Origin of the sequence: Paenibacillus sp. NPDC058898 (assembly GCF_049316025.1) — a bacterium.
GTDB lineage: Bacteria > Bacillota > Bacilli > Paenibacillales > Paenibacillaceae > Paenibacillus_AQ.
In genome coordinates this window covers 763,444-781,329 of record NZ_JBMOSM010000001.1, presented here as the reverse complement: position 1 = coordinate 781,329, position 17,886 = coordinate 763,444, and the positions used below count along the sequence as shown (strand labels likewise).

Genomic DNA, 17,886 nt, shown 5'->3' with positions numbered 1-17,886 from the left:
AACATGAAAAAAATAGTTACAACCCTACTAATTGGGAGTATTACACTTGCTTTAGCAGCATGCGGAAACGAATCCACAAGCTTGAGTCCGCAGCAACCGACCACTCAAAACCAAGGACAGGCAACGGTATCAAAAGACTCAGTAGAAACCACGTATCAAGTGTTCTTCCAGAACAGCGTATTTTTTGGGGATTCCATTACGGAGGGATTATCTTTCCATGATGTGCTTAAAGAGGAGAATGTTCTGGCAGGCGCAGGTAAAACGGCGGAGTTTGCACTTCAAGATATGGATGAGTTGATCAAGCGGGACCCGGAACGAATCTTTATCCTCTTGGGTTCGGATGACATTTTATGGCCAGCGGATAACCCCAAAGCCTATTCCATGAATAACTATGCGAAGCTGATCAGTATGATCAAGGAAAAACTTCCACAAGCGAAAGTAACCCTTTTATCAGTAACTCCGGTGACAGCGAAAGCGGAAGAACTGGAACCAAGATACAAAAATATCAATGATTATAACCAAGGCTTAAAAGAGTTGGCGGAGAAAGAGAACATTGGATATGTTGACTTGTCCCCAATATTTTCAAACGGCTCAAATGATCTGTACGACTCGGACGGCATTCATTTCAAACCAGAGTTTTACACTAGAATGCTGGATCTGCTAAAAGATCAAGTGGAATAGCATGCAATGGATCAATCAACATGGGGGTGTGAGTATTGGTCTTTAGCAGCCTAATATTCCTGTTCCTCTTTCTGCCGGTAACCATTCTGATCTATTACGTATCTCCGATGAAATTTCGAAATGCTGTCCTCCTTGTTGTCAGCCTGATCTTTTATGCATGGGGAGAGCCTTTATACATTTTTATTATGATCTTCTCCATGGTCTTCGATTATATCAACGGGCTGCTGATCGATAAATATAGACATCGGAAGCTGATTGCCAGATCGATTTTTATCGGCTCGATGGTCGGCAGTCTTGGGATTCTCGGATTTTTCAAATATGCGGATTTTGTCGTGGACAACATCAATCAGTTGTTTCACATGAATATCCAAGCGGCCGATTTGCCGCTGCCTGTGGGCATATCTTTCTATACCTTTCAAACGATGTCTTATGTCGTTGACGTTTACTTGGATAAAGTATCGGTGCAGAGAAATTTCATCTCTTTTGGGGCATATGTGACCATGTTCCCGCAGCTTGTAGCGGGTCCCATCGTCAAATACGGCGATATTGCGGAACAGCTTGTTTCCCGTAAGGTGTCGCTGGACCGTTTTGGCGAAGGGGCGGAACTGTTCATCAGGGGACTTGCCAAAAAAGTGCTGCTCGCCAATAATATCGGATTATTGTGGGTGAGTGTTAAAGCGACGCCGATTGAGGAACTGAGCGTACTCTCCGCCTGGCTTGGCATTACCGCATTTACACTGCAAATCTATTTTGACTTCAGCGGTTATTCTGATATGGCACGGGGACTGGGGAAAATGTTCGGATTTGATTTCATGGAAAATTTCCGTTATCCCTACATCTCTAAAAGTGTAACCGAATTTTGGCGCAGATGGCATATTTCGCTCGGCAGCTGGTTTCGGGAGTACGTTTATATACCGCTTGGCGGTAATCGATCAGGGCTTAAGAAGCAGCTCCGGAATTTACTGATTGTATGGTTTTTAACCGGATTATGGCATGGCGCCAGCTGGAACTTTATCGTGTGGGGCTTGTATTTCGGATTCTTTGTGATCATCGAGAAACTATTGCTTCTGCAATGGTTGGAACGCAGATCTGCTTTTGTCGGCCATGTCTATACGCTTCTGGTCGTCATCATCGGCTGGGTTTTGTTCGAAATGGAGACACTCTCTTCCGCTTGGCGTTTCATTGGCGCGATGTTCGGTTTCGGCGGGCATGTTTTTGTGGATCAGCAGGCGCTCTATGATTTGTCTACGAATGTTGTATTACTAGTCGTATTGGCATTCTGTGCGACTCCGCTTCCGGGAAAGATGTTATCCTTCATAAAGGAAAAATGGAGAATTGCCAGCATGATTGCCGTACCGGTTATCTATTTTCTATTCATGGTTCTGTCGACGGCTTATTTGGTCAATGCAACCTACAATCCGTTTTTATATTTTCGATTTTAAAAGGGGACAGCTATGAACAAATATGACAAAATCAACCGGAAGTTGCTGGCCTTATTACTGCTGATATTTATAGGAGCGATCACCGCTCTCAATCTTGTGGCGCCGGATCGTACATTATCGGAATCTGAGAATCGGATGCTGGAGCAGCTGCCGCATTTCTCACTGAAAGCATTGGTGTCTGGTGATTTCACTCTTGATTTCGAAAAATATGTGTCCGACCAATTTGTTTTCAGAGACTTTTGGATCGGGACAAAAACCGATACGGACCGCATGATGGGGAAAAAGGAGAACAACGGAATTTACATCGGCAAAGACGGGTATCTGATTCAGAATTTTATTCCCCCCGCAGAAGAGGATTGGAAGGGGAAGGTTGATGCCATTCATGCGTTTGACCAGGCCACACCGAAAATGCAAAAATATGTGATGTTGGTGCCGACGGCAGCGGCTCTGTATAAAGACAAGCTCCCGAAATATGCCATGGTCGGCGATGAAGAAGCGTACCTGGAAAAGGTCCGGCGCTTCCTGCATCCCAATATTCGTTTTGTCGATGTGTTCTCCGCTTTATATGCCGAACGGGAGCAACATGTTTTTTATAAAACCGATCATCATTGGACGACGAAAGGAGCTTATATAGCTTACCTGGAACTTTGCAGACAAATGGGGCTGACACCACAGAAAGAGGCAGAGTTTAACATCCATCAAGTAACCGATGAATTTTACGGCTCACTTTATTCAAAAAGCGGTTTCAGACATATACAGCCCGATCGCTTGCAGCTTTATTTGCCAAAGGATCAAGAGAAATATACCGTAACGTATGTCGATGAAGAGAAGACCACGGATTCATTGTATGCGATGGAGCAGCTGCAGAGGAAGGATAAATATGCGGTGTTTCTTAAAGGTAATCATGCACGAATCCATATTAAAACGGCTAATCCGAGTGGTAGAAAGCTGCTGGTGGTTAAAGATTCGTATGCTAACAGCCTGATTCCTTTCTTATTAAAGCATTATAGCGAAATACATGTGGTAGACCTTCGGTATTATGAGGAGGATTTAGCGTCGCTTGCGAACGAACAGGGGATCCAGGACATGCTATTGCTTTATAATGCGAATACGTTTTTCGAGGACCCATCCATAACAAATCTAACGGAGTGATCAAAATGAAAAAACAATGTACAGAAAAAAGAAGCTTTTACTCGGTTATGCTTGCATTCGTCGTCGTGATTGGCGTTTTGTCCGGATGCGCAGGCAAGGATGACAAGACTTCAGAACAACTGTCGGCTACCGAAATCGGAAAAAGTATCGAACAGGCAGTGAGCCTAAAAGAAATGAAAAAGCAGGATCTGAATAAGCTGCAGAAATTGTATAAGATGGATACAGACAGCGTGGATGATTTTATTCTTTATACGTCTACATCGAATGTAAAAGCTGATGAATTGGCCGTCATCAAGCTAAAGGATGAGCGTCAGGCAGAAAGCGTCAAAGAGAATATTGAGCAACGAATCGAAGCACAGAAAATGAAATTCAAGGATTATCGACCAGATGAATATTTTCTGGTCGATCATCATGTGCTAAAGACGAAGGGGCCATTTGTCTTTTTCGCGGTTTCTAAAAAGGCTGACTCAATGGAGCGTACGTTTGACAGCGCATTTTAACACAAAGCCTAACTAGAGCAGTAGACCCCGTAAGCCGGCTACTTTATCGGCATCTTCGACTCGAGCGGTTAAAAATAAGATTGGGCACGAGACGAAATCTCTGATGATTTCGCATACTTCAAGACCGTTCTGCCCAGGCATGTTGATATCCAGCAAAACGAGATCGGGTCCTTGTTCCACTTTACGCAGGGCCTCCCGGCTGTCCTTGGCCGTCATGGCGAAATACCCGTTGATTTCAAAGTAATCGGTCAGCAGCTTTCGAAGATCCGCTTCATCGTCCACGATCAGTATTTTATACACACATGTTCATCTCCCGTATCCAATGTTTGATATCAGCATATCAAAGATGATTCAGCAGACCAATCCGTTTTTAATCGGAGGATAAGAACATGTAGCTTTAGGAGTCGCGAACTCGCAGCTTTTTTGTTAAAAGAATAGTTCCACTTAAGTGATGGAGGTTTTGGAAAAGAGTCACATCGAGTCGATAGGGATGAACCGGGTTGAAACTGGGCTCCATCCTGATGGATTCGTTGAGGCTTTCTTTTTTAATATAGAATTTTAAATTTTTTGGGATTCCAGCTCTTGTAATAAATAAAATTAATCACGAAATTAATTAAATTAATTTTATGCGCATTTACAAATTGAATATATTGATTTATAATTCAAAAAAAGAAAGGAGTAGAGCATGAAATATCCCATCATCACACAGTGTCCTGTATGTGACCACCAACTGCACGCCGTTAAGCTGGAATGCGGACATTGCCGAACGACGATTGAGAACACGTTTGAATTATCAAAGCTGGCTCTACTCTCGCCCGAACAACTCCATTTTGTGATCACCTTTCTAGTAAACAGAGGCAATATAAAGGAAGTGGAGAAAGAGCTGGGCATATCTTACCCGACGGTACGAGGCAAGCTCAATGATATCATTACAGCCCTCGGATATGATACGCGGAAGAAGCCGGAAGTTGATGAGAAGAAAGTCATTTCCATGCTGGAGAATGGCGATATCACCGCGGATGAAGCGGTCAAAATGTTGAAGGATGAATGAGCCTATGCTTCCGAAGCGAGTTTTTACGAAGCCGATTCAGGAAGCATCGTTCACAAAAACTTTTAGGAGGAAGAAACGATGAAAGAAGAAATCAGTAAAGTGCTGTCCATGATGCAGGAAGGCAAAATTGATTCTGACAAGGCTTCGGAGTTGATCGACGCGCTAAAGGAGAAGCAAACGGCTCATCCATCACATGCCGTGCAGGTGCTGGGGAAACCCGACTATTCGAAGAAACTGTCACATTCATCCGGCGGTTATTTAGACAAAACGTTGAAAATACGGGTAACCTCCCAAGAGAACGATAATGTGAACATCAATTTGCCGATTAAACTGGTAAAGGCTGTTCTCGGAGCGGGGCACAGCATTGCGTCCAATATTCCGCAGGCGGCGAAATATGTGAAGGATATCGATATTGATCTGCTGATCGATGCAATCGAGAATGAGCTTGACGGGCAAATCGTTGACATCCGCTCCGGTGATAAGGATACCGTCACTGTAGTGATTGAGTGATGGGTTATGATAATTGTGAAGGTTAAGAGCAAGGAGCACGCTTTTACGATTCCAGTCCCATATGCCGTATTGCGTATAGGGAGCGGTATCCTGACTTCCAATTTAGTCCAGCGCAAAATGAAGGATTGGCTGAGCAAGCACGACGGACACGCGGGTGAGCATTTGAGCCGGAAGGATGATTTCGATTCGGACTGCAGCCGGTTTGGGATTGAACTGGTACAGTCGATTCTCGAAAACGAAAGCACGAAGCAAGCGATCAGGCAGCTCATCAAGGAGTTGCAAGGTTGCAAAGGGACGGTTCTGGTCGATGTCCAGACTCAGGACGGCACGGAAGTGTTGATTAAATTGTAGGCGAAGCTTTCATTTATTGCGTCTCTACATATTGCCAGAACCAAAGAAGGCAGAGATATAACGTAAATGACACTCCTTGACCGTAAGTTATAAATTGTGTTAAGTTTTTTATGTGATTACAATGATGAATTGAATGGGAGGGATAAAGTGATGACTGCTTCTGAAATTGTAGATGTACATGTGAACCTGTCATTTAAGGCGATGTTTGATCAGGTTCACAAAATAACAAATCAGATACCGGAACTTTATCCTTCTATGCATATATACAGTTCGTGACTTATTTATAGGTAGTCTCTTATTTCTGTATAGGTATAGTTAGGTTAATGTACGCAAAAAAGCACCGGTAAGCTGGTGCTTTTTTGCGTTTTCTCCGTTTAAAGGGAGATAGATATGAAGCATTTATCGAAGTATGAGAAAATTCGTAAGATCTTATCGGCTCTAAAGCAACCGAATTATAGATATTCGCAAATAACAGAGGCAATCTTCAGGAACAGGATTGGAACTTTTGAAGCAATGAACAACTTGCCTAAGCCATTAAGAAATGAACTAATCAAAGAGCTTGGAAACAATGTGTTAAGCATCACACCAAAAATGGAGCAGAAATCCAATCAAGTTAGTAAAATGCTGTTTGCCATCCCTGGCGATGAATTCATTGAGTCCGTAAGGTTAAGTTATAAAACTGGATGGGAATCCTATTGTATCTCTTCGCAGTGTGGTTGCGGATTTGGTTGTACATTTTGTGCTACGGGAACACTTGGTTTGAAAAGGAATCTCACAACGGATGAAATAACGGATCAACTTCTTTACTTTACTTTGAATAACTATCCCTTGGACAGTGTGTCCTTTATGGGGATGGGAGAGGCACTTGCAAACCCATATGTATTTGATGCATTGCATGTGCTGACGGATCCTAAACATTTCGGTTTAGGACATCGAAGAATTACGGTTTCCACAATAGGTATATTACCTGGAGTAAAAAAGTTGACGAAGGAATTTCCACAGATTAATTTAACCTTCTCCCTACATTCACCGTTTAATGATCAGCGAAGTGAGTTAATGCCAATTAACAATCATTTTCCATTGGAAGAAGTTATGACCGTGTTGGATGAGCATATTCAACAAACGAAGCGAAAGGTCTACATTGCTTATATCCTGCTGAGGGGTATCAACGATACAACTAAACATGCTGAAGCTGTAGCAGATTTGTTGCGTGGCAGAGGATCATGGGAACATTTATATCATGTCAATCTAATCCCTTACAATTCTACTGATGCCACATCACAAAGTTTTGTAGAGTCGGATCAGAACAGCATCAATATGTTCCTTAAAATCTTGAAGTCAAAGGGGATTAACGTCACCGTCAGGACCCAATTTGGATCAGACATTAACGCAGCATGCGGCCAACTATATGGATCAAACGGGAAAATTTAATAACTCGATCAACTGACCAGGGGGAATACAATGTCCCATAAAAATACATCGATAACACATGTGATTCTCCATGCAGAGCCGGTTTTCAGCATTTGCATGGAGTAGCCAACAAAATTTAAACTGGCTTTGCTACTTGAACTATAATTTCAAGGAGTGAGTCGTTCGTGAGATATATTAATGCTACTGTCGTCTTGCCGGAGGAACTAGTTGAAAAACTGCAGGAGTATATACAAGGAGAATACCTCTATATACCCGCTAAAAAAAATGAACATAAAGTCTGGGGAGAGCTGTCCGGCGCACGAAAAGAGATTAACAAAAGAAATAATGATATTCTGAATGCATATTTAGCTGGCGCTTCAGTCGAGGAACTCGCAGAATCATTCTATTTATCAACCTATGCTATCAGAAAAATAATATATCAGAAATAGATGCCTACTTTTCCCTTCAAGAGTGCTAAACACGAGCACTGTTACTCTTGAAGGGATTTTTATAATGAAAAGAAGAAATCTGCACTCGGAGTACACACTACATGTTAATTAGCATTAGTTCTGAGTTAACAAATATAAAATACTACAGCATCGTTTTGTATATAGATCATGAATTTTCTATCTGTTATCGTGTAGATGTAAGGGGCACATTGGGTATTAACCATTTAAATTTGCACCAAGAGGGGGTCGAAGTGATGGATGTTATCGTAGATACTTCGATTGTAATATAAGTGAGTAGAAAGAAAATGTTGATATTCAAAATCCAATAAACTACTGATTATCATGATTTCTGCTCACTTTTGAGCTGTCCGTTCCTATAATGAAATCCACTTTTTTACGATGATAATCAGGAGGTAGCTAAGTTTGTTAAACGTTTCTATTTATAATATGGAAGGTAACATTACGGGTGAAATGGAACTTGAAGAATCCATCTTCGGTATTATCCCCAACGAATCGGTACTGCATGAAGCTGTTGTTAACCATCTTGCGAACAAACGAAGTGGAACACACTCGACTTTAACTCGTGGCGAAGTTAGAGGTGGAGGTAGAAAACCCTATAAACAAAATAAAATTAATAGATCTCGAGCGGGTTCCATTCGTATGCCGCACTGGCGTCACGGAGGTATTGCGTTCGGTCCCAAACCTCGTGAATATGGATATCGTCTCAATAAAAAGGTTAAACGTCTTGCGATCAAATCAGCTTTATCCGCCAAAGTGCAAGATGATGAACTCATTGTAGTTGACCATATTAAGCTTGAAAGCTACAGGACAAAAGGTATCGTCGCGATGCTTAAAGCTCTTCATGCCAATAAGAAAGTGCTAATTGTAACACCTGAGGTGGATCACATCGTGTATAAAAGTGCAAATAACATTCCAGATGTGCAGACCACTGAAGCCAACTCGCTGAATGTATATGATATTCTTAATTGTGACACGCTCATTATAGCTAAGGATGCTATAAATATAGTTACAGAAGTCTATAACTAAAAAGCACCATTGGAAATGGGGTGATGAAGAAAAGTACAAGGCCCATATGAACTTTTAGAGTCGCAGAACAACGATCGCTAAATGGATAAGATCCCCTTTAAGTAGACTGTGTGTAAAAGCACATTAAGTTCACTTGGAGGGGATTCTTCATTTATGAACCCTGTAAATGCAGCTTCTTCCACCTGATAGGATGTATTCGATCCGTTCGACAGTAACATCATTTCCAAGAACATGTTGAAATAATTGCAATTCGTTCTTACATAAACCAGTACATGCAGCGGCCATGCGAAAAGGCAACCTGCAAAAAGAACATTTACTTAAGAGGATTTCAACCATTGGATAATTATAACATTGACAACTGTAGGTTTTTCCAAAATAATAGAATGTAATTGAATACTGGTACCTTTAATTCAGTCCAGAGAGGCTGGCAAGGGCAGCGGATTTTTATAATCATGCGAGGATTAGTGCATATTCCGTCAGGGGATGCTCTGCGTCTTCGCGCGGGTTATGATGTGAAAAAGAGGCTACTTGTCAGTTAAGACTTGACGAGTAGCCTCTTTTTTCTGCTTCTTTGGTATCAGAACACTTTAACCTGGAGGTATTCTGATGAGCAAACAAGATCAAGAGTTTTCGTGGCAAGCGGTACCGAAAACGCAGAGAAACCATTTTTGGAAGACGTTATCCGTCATGTTAGGATTCACTTTCTTTTCGGCAAGCATGCTGGCAGGGGGGACGCTCGGAGTCGGCTTGACGTTCATGGAGTTCATTGGAATCGTGCTTGCAGGCAATTTGGCACTCGGCATCTATACGGGAGCGCTGGCACATATCGCTGCCAAAACGGGCCTTTCCACGCATTTGCTGGCAAAGTATGCGTTTGGTGAGAAAGGCTCGTACCTGCCTTCATTCCTGCTCGGCTTTACGCAGGTCGGTTGGTTCGGCGTCGGTGTGGCCATGTTCGCGATTCCGGTTGCCAAAGCGATGGATTGGAATGTGTACCTGTTGATCTTCATATTTGGTCTCGCCATGACGGCATCAGCAATCTTCGGCATGAAATCGCTCGTCATTCTGGGCTATATTGCGGTACCGGCTATTACCATTCTTGGCGGTTACTCCATGTTCGAAGGGACAGGCTCCTTGGGCGGACTGCAAGGATTGCTCGATTACACCCCGACCCAGACGCTCACCGCGGCAGCGGCATTGACCATTTGTATCGGGTCATTCATTAGCGGCGGAACACTGACTCCCGATTTCGCCCGGTTTTCTCGAACGTCCCGGCAGGCGGTTACTGCGACGGTCATTGCGTTCTTCCTGGGGAACTCACTCATGTTCCTGTTCGGCGCAGTCGGCGCAATGGCATATAAGCAGGCAGATATCTCGGAGGTCATGTTCCTGCAAGGGCTGATTATTCCGGCGATCATCGTTCTGGGACTGAATATTTGGACGACCAACGATAACGCTCTTTATGCTTCCGGGCTGGGTTTTGCCAACATTACGAAAATTCCGAAAAAGTTCTTCGTCATTGTAAATGGCATCGTAGGTACCATATTGGCCATGTGGATGTACAACAATTTCGTCGGTTTCCTGAATGTGCTGGGCGCGGCGATCCCGTCCATCGGGGCCATCATCATCGCGGACTACTTCTTCGTGAAGCGCAGAAACTATAAACCGTTTGCCGACATGACTTTCAAGAAGGTAAACTGGATAGCGATGGTAGCTTGGGCCATCGGCGTTGCCTTCGCCCAGCTGGCTCCGGGAATCACGCCATTGAACGCACTGATCGGTACGGCAGTGGCCTACATCGTGTTAATGCTGATCGTTCCTGCCAAAGAATCCAAAGAAAAGGGGAAAATAAATGATTATACAGAACGCAAAATTGCGGGGTAAAGAAGGCTTATGGAATATCGTCGTGAAAGACGGGAAGTTTGAGCAAATCACGCAGTCATTGGAAACAACTGCGAATGAGGAAGTCATTGACGTTGGCGGCTCGCTTGTGCTGCCGCCGTTCATTGAACCTCACATTCATCTGGACACAACATTAACGGCGGGCGAGCCGGAGTGGAATTTGAGCGGAACGTTGTTCGAAGGCATCCAGCGTTGGTCAGAACGCAAGGCGTTCCTGACGCATGAAGATGTCAAAACGCGCTCCAAAACGGCGCTCAAGTGGCAGATGGCGCAGGGCATCCAGCATGTGCGGACGCATGTGGACGTTACCGATCCAAGCTTGACCGCAGTTAAAGCGATGCTGGAAGTGAAAGAAGAAATGGCACCGTACATCGACATCCAGCTTGTTGCTTTTCCGCAGGAAGGCATTCACTCTTACCCGAACGGCGCGGAATTGCTGGAAGAGTCGCTGAAAATGGGCGTTGATGTGGTCGGCGGCATTCCGCACTTCGAATTCACGAGGGAGTATGGCGTCGATTCGATGAAGGTTGCGTTTGACCTCGCCGAAAAATACGACCGTCTTATCGACATCCATTGCGACGAAATCGATGATGAGCAATCCCGTTTCGTGGAAGTCGTCGCCAAAGAAGCCTACGAACGCGGACTGGGCTCCCGCACGACAGCAAGCCACACGACGGCGATGGGCTCATACAATGATGCCTATACGTACAAATTATTTAGATTGCTGAAGATGGCTGACCTGAATTTCGTCTCCAACCCTCTGGTTAACATCCACCTGCAGGGACGCTTCGACACGTATCCGAAAAGAAGAGGGCTGACTCGCGTCAAAGAGCTGCAGGAAGCCGGTCTCAATGTGTGCTTCGGTCACGATGACATCTTTGATCCATGGTATCCGCTAGGCACGGGTAACATGCTTCAGGTGCTGCACATGGGCATCCATGCATCGCAGTTGCTCGGTTACGATCAAATCGTGAACTCAATCGATCTCATTACGAAAAACAGCGCGAGAACGCTGCATATCGAGGACGTGTACGGTATTGAAGAAGGCAAGCCTGCCAACTTCATCGTTCTTGAAGCGGAGAACGAATATGAGGCTATTCGCAAACAGGCGGCAGTGCTTTATTCGTTCAGAGGCGGCCGCAAAATCGCGGAAACGAAGCCGCAGGACACGTCGATCGTTCTTGAGGGCGGTTCAGAGAAAGTTACTTTCAATAAATAATCTACCATGTATTAAAGTCCGCGGATTCCGCGGACTTTTTTGTTTAACAACAGCCTGATAGATCATGAAGGTGGTAACGCAATGTGGAAGAACTGTTGGTGTATAATATATGTTGACATGTATATACGTTAAAGTGTATATTGGGTGCACGAACACATTAGTCATCCAAATAACGTTACTCACTTTTGCCGATGTCAATCGGTCCAACATTGTTGAACTACTTAAAAAAGGTCCGAAATCGGTAAGAGAAATTGTCATTTAGTATCAGCCAGTCGCACGTATTCCGTCATTTGCGCATTTTGAGCGAAGCAGGGATAGTGCGCTCCCGTAGCAAAGCGCAGCTGGAAATATATCTATCCTTGAAGAGGTCTCAATCATTTTGAGGAGTAAAAGCTGGACTACTAGAAAAAGGAGGAACTATGACAGGTATCAATAGTTTTATTACGAGTTACATGTTAAATTATCGGGACGTCTGGAACAAAAGGCTAGATTCACTTGAAAATTATCTAACAAGGATAAAAGCTGATTTTGAATCGTAAGACATTTTGCTTAAGGAGAATGTGAATATGACTGATCTTCAAACTCTGAATCGGTTGGTCGGCACTTGGGATATCAGCGGCGGAGCCGAAGGAATGGTAACCTATGAATGGATGGAAGGCGGACATTTTTTGATCCAACGCGTCCAGCTTTCTCAAAATGGGCAAGAAGTGAAAGGCATTGAGTTTATTGGGCATTTGAAGCCGTTCGGTGAGAGAACAAGCACGGATATCCGATCCCGGTATTATGATACGCTAGGCAACACGTTCGACTATGTTTATGAGATCGAAGGAGACACGCTTTTCATTTGGGCAGGTGAGAAGGGATCGACTTCATACTTCAAAGGAATTTTCAGTTCTGATGGGAACTCCAATGAAGGTACATGGAGTTATCCCGGTGGAGGTGGATATGAATCGACGATGACGAGAGTCACGGACAACAGGAGGGATAGAAATTGGCTAAGCAGCTAGTCCATGCAAAACCTATAACAAAGACTGCTTCCAGATTTGCGCTTATATCGGTCCTCGCTGGGACGTTGTTCATTTTAATCCTTTCTAGTCTTCATATTCTGGAGCCTGAATTTGATCCGACATGGCGCTTTATCAGCGAGTATGCGCTTGGCACCTCTGGTTGGATGATGCATTTGTCTTTTGGAATGCTGGCGGTTGCCCAAATCAGTGTCATGGTTACGATTTTCCCGCAAATTCGTACCTTCACAGGATACATAGGACTTGTCATACTAGGGATCAGTGCAATTGGCGTCATCATCGCGGGGATCTTCGTCACCGATCCAATTTCTATCAGTCCAGAGGATGCAACGTTCAATGGCAGAATGCATTCGATTGGAGCGATGCTTGACTATACGCCACTAGCCTCAGTCTTGATTAGTTTTTCGCTAACTCGAGTCGATACTTGGAGACCGATTAGGAGTCTGCTCATTCTAAGTTCTGTTATTGCAATAGTCGCTATGCTCCTATTTGTACTTCAAATTCCCCAAGATGGACAGTTTGGACCCGATGTTCTGGCAGGTTTGTTCGGACGATTCTTAATCGCAGCCGAAATTGCATGGCTACTCATTGTCGGAATCCATGCTGCAAAGCTGGGATCTTTTAAAAGGAAATAGCTGAGGCATATTATTGCGAAAAATTACATTTGGATACGTAATCGATAAACCGACTGCAATCTGTTGCAGTCGGTTTAAGTCTATAAGGATGGCTCAACTACTTCAACCCCATGGGGCTTTCGGAATAATACCGTGATTGGCTGAATGATAAGAGGACGTATGAATCGAGAGGTTCATGATTTTAATGCTGCAATTTTCGGAAGACACTATAGCTTCTTTGTGCGCATTCGGAGATGGCAATGGGGTGGAAGCCACTGACATCGGCATACAACGTATCGTTTAGCGGCGAGATCCACTTCTCAGGGAGCGCCGCTGCTCCAAGTGATGCGCCAAGAATGGAACCGACGGTGGCGCCATTGCAATCGGTGTCCCAGCCACCAAGTACGGCGGTTGTTATGCCTTTCTCAAAATCGCCTCCGGAATGAATGAGAGCAGCCGCGCATAATGCAGCATTATTATTGGTATGAACAGGGTGATAGTGCTTAAATGCTTCCCATATTTTACTCACCAATTCTAATGAATCTTCCGTTTCCTGAGCAATGTTGACCGCTAACGCGATATCTTCTGCAAGACGGCTGCGTTTCGGAATTTCACTCAATCCGATCTCAACAATTCGCTTCATATCACTTTCAACGAATGCGGCGGCAATCATAGCCGAGCAAAACATGGCGCCGTAAATACCATTCTTCACATGGGAGAAGGAAGCGTCCCGCCAAGCAAGCTCAGCTGCAAGCTGGGGCTGGCCGGCAGCACCGTATGCATAGCCGTCCACACGGATCTGGGCGCCGATCCATTCGCGATAGGGATTTAGATAAGAACGTCCCCAATGGATATGTTTCTCCCAGTCATCTGGCCGATCGCCGCTAATATGTGAAGTGACACGCGCGAAATTAAGATAGGACTGCGCTTCAGCTGTGAATACCTGCCCGAATGACAAATGACGATGCCACAGCTTGCCCACATCCCAGGAGTTGAAATCAAGCCCGCGCTCCTCAAGCATGAGTAGGCCAAGAACGGTATAACGAATATCATCGTCTGTTTCCATAAAGCGAATATTCTCCCGGCAGCTCGCCAAGCTGCTCCACCTTGCGATCTCGATACCGTGCTCGGCTTCCGCAGTTGATTCGCCCGGTGTATAGTGGCGAATCGGCCATTGCCCCGAACCTTCGAACCACAACTTAATATTGTGCCACCCGGGTCTTCCGCCGGAGCCTTGCATGAAAGAAGGAGCCTCGAGAGGTTTTCCGAGCGCACAACCAGCCGAACGGCCGAGCCAAGCACCATGAAATTTATCCTGCCATTTAAGTTCATCCCACTTTCCGGACAGTGTTCTCGGTCCATCCGGACGTTCGGCGCGAATGGCTTCCAATTCCGACGGCTCGATATACTTGAAATCCGCCGTTGGTTCAAGTGCCATTAAAGCCTGGTATACTTCCATTAAGTTTGCTTCGTCTGTGCCGGCGGCTTCCAAACGTTCGGACATCCCTTCTACATTACAGCCTTCTTCTTCGCGCTGTTTTACTTCTTCCCGAACTAATTCCCTCAGTCCAATCCATTTCGTCATAACGGTTGCCCTCCTGAAATACGTGAAATCAATGTATGCCTTGATTATAACCAGCCATGCCGGCAATGGCTTCTCAAATTAGGAAAGCGTTATTCTCATTTTTTGTTCATTCCATAACCCCCATCGATTGCCGATAACGGATCGGAGACATGCCGACAGTCTCTTTAAAGACGCGGTAAAAGGTCGGCAAGCTTTGAAAGCCGCATTCGAATGCAATATCAGCAACAACTTTGTCCGTTCCTGCCAATTCCCGCTTGGCAGCCTGGATACGAAGTAAGGAGACATATTCCGAGAAACGGTAACCCGTCGTTTCCAGAAACGCTCGGCTCACGCGCGAGACGCTTAAACCAAGTTCATCAGCCAATTCCCCTAAGCTAACCGGCTCATTGTAACGATGCTCGACCAAAGCGGCAAGCGATTGCACCTGGAGAACGGAATGTACCATATGATGACGCTCATCATCGGATAGCAAACCGTTGTAATGTCGAAGAAGACGGCCGCACAGCTGAATGAGCGCGCTTTTGGCCATGACCAAATACCCCGGGGACTTCTCTCGCAGTTCTTCCGCTATAGCCAGTACCCAAGGAGTGAGCTGTTTGGCGAGGGGGGAATCGCCAATGATATGATTGCAAAAATGATTGGAGCGATAGGAGAATGGCAGCAGCAGCCCAGGCTCCTCAGCTAGCAGCAGCGCGGGATCAAAGTTAATAAAAAGATAGCGGCTCGGGTCATCGGGATCGGATTGGGCAATGTGCCGTTCCTCGTTATTGACCAGAAACAAGTCGCCGGGATTAGCTGTATATTGTTTATTTCCGAAGAAAAAGCGGCCTTTGCCTGTTAAACAAAGGCCGATCTCCAGACTCGCGTGCACATGGGGCGGCTGCTGATAAGTAGCAGGGGTCCATTCGAAAGCATTGATGGCAATGGGATGATCATAAGCAATATGAAGTTTCATTATGATCCAATGGCCTCCAGACAATAATGAATTTATATGCTAAGTATATAGACAAGAGATGCCTTTAACCAGATACTGTTATTTACTTCTATACATACATTTTGAGGTGTATCTAAATGAAAAGAATACGCCGACGTTGTATACATCAAACACAGTAAATATTTATTTTTGTCTGGTGTCAAGAGGTGTATACGAAAGTAAAGACTAGTATATAGAACAGCGGGAGGCTTCTTTTTATACTTGAAATATGAAATACTGCATTATAATTTGCAGCGAAAACTATAACGAAATGTACCGGAGGGGTAAAATTTGAAGAGCAAAAAGGCACTTGTCATGATCTCCTTGACGCTTGCATTGGCGATTACAGGCTGCGGTTTCAAAACGTCGTCTGAGCCACCACCTGGAAATACCAAGGAACCGGTCGAAACAACAGGCACAGGAAACAGCAATGATATCATTGAGGTTTCAACGGTTTCGCCAAGCGATCCTTACTTGAAATTTGACGAAGGTGAAGACTTCGACAAAAACTCAGTTTATGACGCTTATGAAAAAGATATCGGTGTCAAAATTACAAACAAGTGGATTGCAGATGTAAGCCAATTTAAAGAGAGAGTAAAAATTGCTATCGCTTCCAACGATCTTCCGGATTTCTTGCTTGTAAACGCTGCACAGCTTAAAGAGCTTACTGAAGCGGATATGATTATGGATTTGACAGAGATTTATGATCAGCATGCTACGGAAGAGACGAAAAAGTTTCTGACCATGGACGGCGGCATGCAAATGAAAACAGCGATGATCGACGGGAAAATGATGGGTATTCCAAGCTCATACAACCCGTTCAACTATCAATTCTTGTTCGTTCGTACGGACTGGCTGAAAGAACTGGGCCTGCCTGAGCCTAAGACAATGGATGATTTTATTGAAATTGCCGAAGCGTTCAAAGCGAAGAATCCTGGCGGTACAAAACAAGCTTATGGTATTGCGGTCAGCAAGAATCCTTTTAGTACAGAGACAGGCGTTACCGGACTGAGAGCGTTCTTGAACGGCTATCATGCTTATGAAAACATTTGGATGGAAGACGGAAATGGCGGTTTGATGAACAGTGATATTCAGCCTGAGATGAAGCAGGCTCTTGCAGCGCTGCAAGACCTATTCAAAAAAGGATTGATCGATCCAGAGTTTGCGGTGAAAGATTCGGAAAAAGCCGCTGAGCTAATCTACGACGGCAGTATCGGCATGGTATTTGGCGCTTCCTGGACACCGGCGCAGCTTGTGCAGGGCGCTGTGAAAGACGGAAAGGTTGTCCAAGAATGGGGATTATACCCTATCCCTTCTATCGATAACAGGCCTACATTAAATCAAATCGGTCTTGGTGTTGACGAATACTATGTAATCTCTAAAAAAGCCAAGCATCCGGAAGGCGTGATCGGTTTATTAAACCAATGGATCGTTGTTGACAATCATCCGACAGAAGAGCAGAAAGTATATGCGTATGGCAAAGACCCTGTGGAAAAAGGCAACAACTACTGGCTCCTGAACCCTCTTCGTGTAGGCAAACAGTTTGACAATAACGGCGAAATCTTGCCTAAAGCTATTGAAAACAAGGACGAAAGCATCCTTGAGACAGTAGACCAAAAAACGCGTTATGCACGCGCCATGCAATACGTTGAAGGCGATACAAGCATGTGGTGGGAATATGTAATCTCCGGTCCGAATGGTGCCTTCGCACATATTCCAGAAATTCAAAAGAACAAGCAGTACCTGCAAAACAAATTCTACGGCGCGCCTACGCCGACGATGGCAGACCGTCAAGAAATTTTAACGAAGAAACGTGATGAAATATTCATCAAAATCATGATGAACCAAGTATCCGTAGACGAATTCGATAAATTCGTTGAAGAGTGGAAGAAGCTTGGCGGCGACGAAATCACGAAAGAAGTTAACGAGTGGTATAAATCGCTTCAATAGGATCTGCAGCGCAAAGGAGGGATTG

Annotated in this window: 19 protein-coding genes; 16 read left to right on the top strand and 3 right to left on the bottom strand. The window is 44.6% G+C overall.

Annotated features, from left to right (window positions below):
- Window positions 1-3: 3 nt before the first annotated feature.
- The 4 genes from ACOZB4_RS03310 to ACOZB4_RS03295 are packed head-to-tail and all read left to right on the top strand — an operon-like array spanning window position 4 to window position 3,775.
- On the top strand, window positions 4-681 hold the full coding sequence (locus tag ACOZB4_RS03310) for a GDSL-type esterase/lipase family protein (protein WP_379406049.1): 678 nt from the start codon (window positions 4-6) through the stop codon (window positions 679-681).
- 35 nt (window positions 682-716) lie between these two features.
- Window positions 717-2,123 carry an MBOAT family O-acyltransferase gene (locus tag ACOZB4_RS03305; RefSeq protein WP_379406050.1) on the top strand — a complete coding sequence of 469 codons (1,407 nt, stop codon included), beginning with the start codon at window positions 717-719 and terminating at the stop codon, window positions 2,121-2,123.
- A gap of 12 nt (window positions 2,124-2,135) precedes the next feature.
- Entirely contained in the window at window positions 2,136-3,275 is a 1,140-nt protein-coding gene (locus ACOZB4_RS03300) for a DHHW family protein (protein ID WP_379406051.1), read from the top strand.
- Between the two features lie 5 nt (window positions 3,276-3,280).
- Window positions 3,281-3,775: a DUF4358 domain-containing protein gene (locus ACOZB4_RS03295; RefSeq protein ID WP_379406052.1), complete on the top strand. Its 495-nt coding sequence runs from the start codon at window positions 3,281-3,283 to the stop codon at window positions 3,773-3,775.
- A gap of 12 nt (window positions 3,776-3,787) precedes the next feature.
- Here ACOZB4_RS03295 and ACOZB4_RS03290 read toward each other — a convergent pair whose 3' ends face one another.
- Window positions 3,788-4,075, bottom strand: a complete 288-nt coding sequence (locus ACOZB4_RS03290; RefSeq protein ID WP_379406053.1) for a response regulator — start codon at window positions 4,073-4,075, stop codon at window positions 3,788-3,790.
- A 385-nt stretch (window positions 4,076-4,460) separates the two neighbouring features.
- On the opposite strand from ACOZB4_RS03290, the gene ACOZB4_RS03285 reads away from it, so the two are divergent.
- The 11 genes from ACOZB4_RS03285 (at window position 4,461) to ACOZB4_RS03235 (ending at window position 13,374) form a co-directional block, all read left to right on the top strand.
- The gene (locus tag ACOZB4_RS03285) at window positions 4,461-4,826 is read left to right on the top strand and encodes a DUF2089 domain-containing protein (protein WP_076321497.1); all 366 of its coding nucleotides are present in this window, start codon (window positions 4,461-4,463) and stop codon (window positions 4,824-4,826) included.
- Window positions 4,827-4,904: 78 nt separating this feature from the next.
- Window positions 4,905-5,336 (top strand): SHOCT-like domain-containing protein, encoded by a 432-nt coding sequence (locus ACOZB4_RS03280; RefSeq protein WP_379406054.1) that lies wholly within the window; start codon window positions 4,905-4,907, stop codon window positions 5,334-5,336.
- A 6-nt stretch (window positions 5,337-5,342) separates the two neighbouring features.
- The gene (locus ACOZB4_RS03275) at window positions 5,343-5,687 is read left to right on the top strand and encodes a hypothetical protein (RefSeq protein ID WP_083659587.1); all 345 of its coding nucleotides are present in this window, start codon (window positions 5,343-5,345) and stop codon (window positions 5,685-5,687) included.
- Window positions 5,688-6,077: 390 nt separating this feature from the next.
- Window positions 6,078-7,118, top strand: a complete 1,041-nt coding sequence (locus ACOZB4_RS03270) for a Cfr family 23S rRNA (adenine(2503)-C(8))-methyltransferase (RefSeq protein ID WP_379406055.1) — start codon at window positions 6,078-6,080, stop codon at window positions 7,116-7,118.
- A gap of 164 nt (window positions 7,119-7,282) precedes the next feature.
- Entirely contained in the window at window positions 7,283-7,546 is a 264-nt protein-coding gene (locus ACOZB4_RS03265) for a CD3324 family protein (RefSeq protein ID WP_379406056.1), read from the top strand.
- A 447-nt stretch (window positions 7,547-7,993) separates the two neighbouring features.
- Window positions 7,994-8,593 carry a 50S ribosomal protein L4 gene (rplD, locus tag ACOZB4_RS03260; RefSeq protein ID WP_379406160.1) on the top strand — a complete coding sequence of 200 codons (600 nt, stop codon included), beginning with the start codon at window positions 7,994-7,996 and terminating at the stop codon, window positions 8,591-8,593.
- Window positions 8,594-9,199: 606 nt separating this feature from the next.
- On the top strand, window positions 9,200-10,477 hold the full coding sequence (gene codB, locus ACOZB4_RS03255; RefSeq protein ID WP_339265111.1) for a cytosine permease: 1,278 nt from the start codon (window positions 9,200-9,202) through the stop codon (window positions 10,475-10,477).
- Complete coding sequence (locus ACOZB4_RS03250; RefSeq protein WP_379406057.1) at window positions 10,446-11,714, top strand: cytosine deaminase; 1,269 nt, start codon at window positions 10,446-10,448, stop codon at window positions 11,712-11,714. Before codB ends, ACOZB4_RS03250 begins: the two co-directional genes overlap by 32 nt.
- Window positions 11,715-11,965: 251 nt before the next feature.
- Window positions 11,966-12,097: an ArsR family transcriptional regulator gene (locus ACOZB4_RS03245; protein ID WP_379406058.1), complete on the top strand. Its 132-nt coding sequence runs from the start codon at window positions 11,966-11,968 to the stop codon at window positions 12,095-12,097.
- 183 nt (window positions 12,098-12,280) lie between these two features.
- Complete coding sequence (locus ACOZB4_RS03240) at window positions 12,281-12,721, top strand: hypothetical protein (protein WP_379406059.1); 441 nt, start codon at window positions 12,281-12,283, stop codon at window positions 12,719-12,721.
- Complete coding sequence (locus ACOZB4_RS03235; protein WP_379406060.1) at window positions 12,706-13,374, top strand: DUF998 domain-containing protein; 669 nt, start codon at window positions 12,706-12,708, stop codon at window positions 13,372-13,374. Before ACOZB4_RS03240 ends, ACOZB4_RS03235 begins: the two co-directional genes overlap by 16 nt.
- Window positions 13,375-13,555: 181 nt before the next feature.
- Here ACOZB4_RS03235 and ACOZB4_RS03230 read toward each other — a convergent pair whose 3' ends face one another.
- Together ACOZB4_RS03230 and ACOZB4_RS03225 are read right to left on the bottom strand one after the other, a co-directional pair.
- The gene (locus ACOZB4_RS03230) at window positions 13,556-14,938 is read right to left on the bottom strand and encodes an ADP-ribosylglycohydrolase family protein (RefSeq protein WP_379406061.1); all 1,383 of its coding nucleotides are present in this window, start codon (window positions 14,936-14,938) and stop codon (window positions 13,556-13,558) included.
- Window positions 14,939-15,044: 106 nt separating this feature from the next.
- Complete coding sequence (locus ACOZB4_RS03225; protein ID WP_379406062.1) at window positions 15,045-15,893, bottom strand: helix-turn-helix transcriptional regulator; 849 nt, start codon at window positions 15,891-15,893, stop codon at window positions 15,045-15,047.
- Window positions 15,894-16,202: 309 nt separating this feature from the next.
- Here ACOZB4_RS03225 and ACOZB4_RS03220 point away from each other — a divergent pair, with 309 nt between their 5' ends.
- Window positions 16,203-17,861: an extracellular solute-binding protein gene (locus ACOZB4_RS03220; RefSeq protein WP_379406063.1), complete on the top strand. Its 1,659-nt coding sequence runs from the start codon at window positions 16,203-16,205 to the stop codon at window positions 17,859-17,861.
- Window positions 17,862-17,886: the final 25 nt, after the last annotated feature.

Coding starts and splice junctions, on each gene's coding strand:
- ACOZB4_RS03310 (WP_379406049.1), top strand. CDS start 4: ATGAAAAAAATAGTTACAACCCTACTAATTGGGAGTATTACACTTGCT.
- ACOZB4_RS03300 (WP_379406051.1), top strand. CDS start 2,136: ATGAACAAATATGACAAAATCAACCGGAAGTTGCTGGCCTTATTACTG.
- ACOZB4_RS03295 (WP_379406052.1), top strand. CDS start 3,281: ATGAAAAAACAATGTACAGAAAAAAGAAGCTTTTACTCGGTTATGCTT.
- ACOZB4_RS03285 (WP_076321497.1), top strand. CDS start 4,461: ATGAAATATCCCATCATCACACAGTGTCCTGTATGTGACCACCAACTG.
- ACOZB4_RS03280 (WP_379406054.1), top strand. CDS start 4,905: ATGAAAGAAGAAATCAGTAAAGTGCTGTCCATGATGCAGGAAGGCAAA.
- ACOZB4_RS03275 (WP_083659587.1), top strand. CDS start 5,343: ATGATAATTGTGAAGGTTAAGAGCAAGGAGCACGCTTTTACGATTCCA.
- ACOZB4_RS03270 (WP_379406055.1), top strand. CDS start 6,078: ATGAAGCATTTATCGAAGTATGAGAAAATTCGTAAGATCTTATCGGCT.
- rplD (WP_379406160.1), top strand. CDS start 7,994: ATGGAAGGTAACATTACGGGTGAAATGGAACTTGAAGAATCCATCTTC.
- codB (WP_339265111.1), top strand. CDS start 9,200: ATGAGCAAACAAGATCAAGAGTTTTCGTGGCAAGCGGTACCGAAAACG.
- ACOZB4_RS03250 (WP_379406057.1), top strand. CDS start 10,446: ATGATTATACAGAACGCAAAATTGCGGGGTAAAGAAGGCTTATGGAAT.
- ACOZB4_RS03240 (WP_379406059.1), top strand. CDS start 12,281: ATGACTGATCTTCAAACTCTGAATCGGTTGGTCGGCACTTGGGATATC.
- ACOZB4_RS03230 (WP_379406061.1), bottom strand. CDS start 14,938: ATGACGAAATGGATTGGACTGAGGGAATTAGTTCGGGAAGAAGTAAAA.
- ACOZB4_RS03225 (WP_379406062.1), bottom strand. CDS start 15,893: ATGAAACTTCATATTGCTTATGATCATCCCATTGCCATCAATGCTTTC.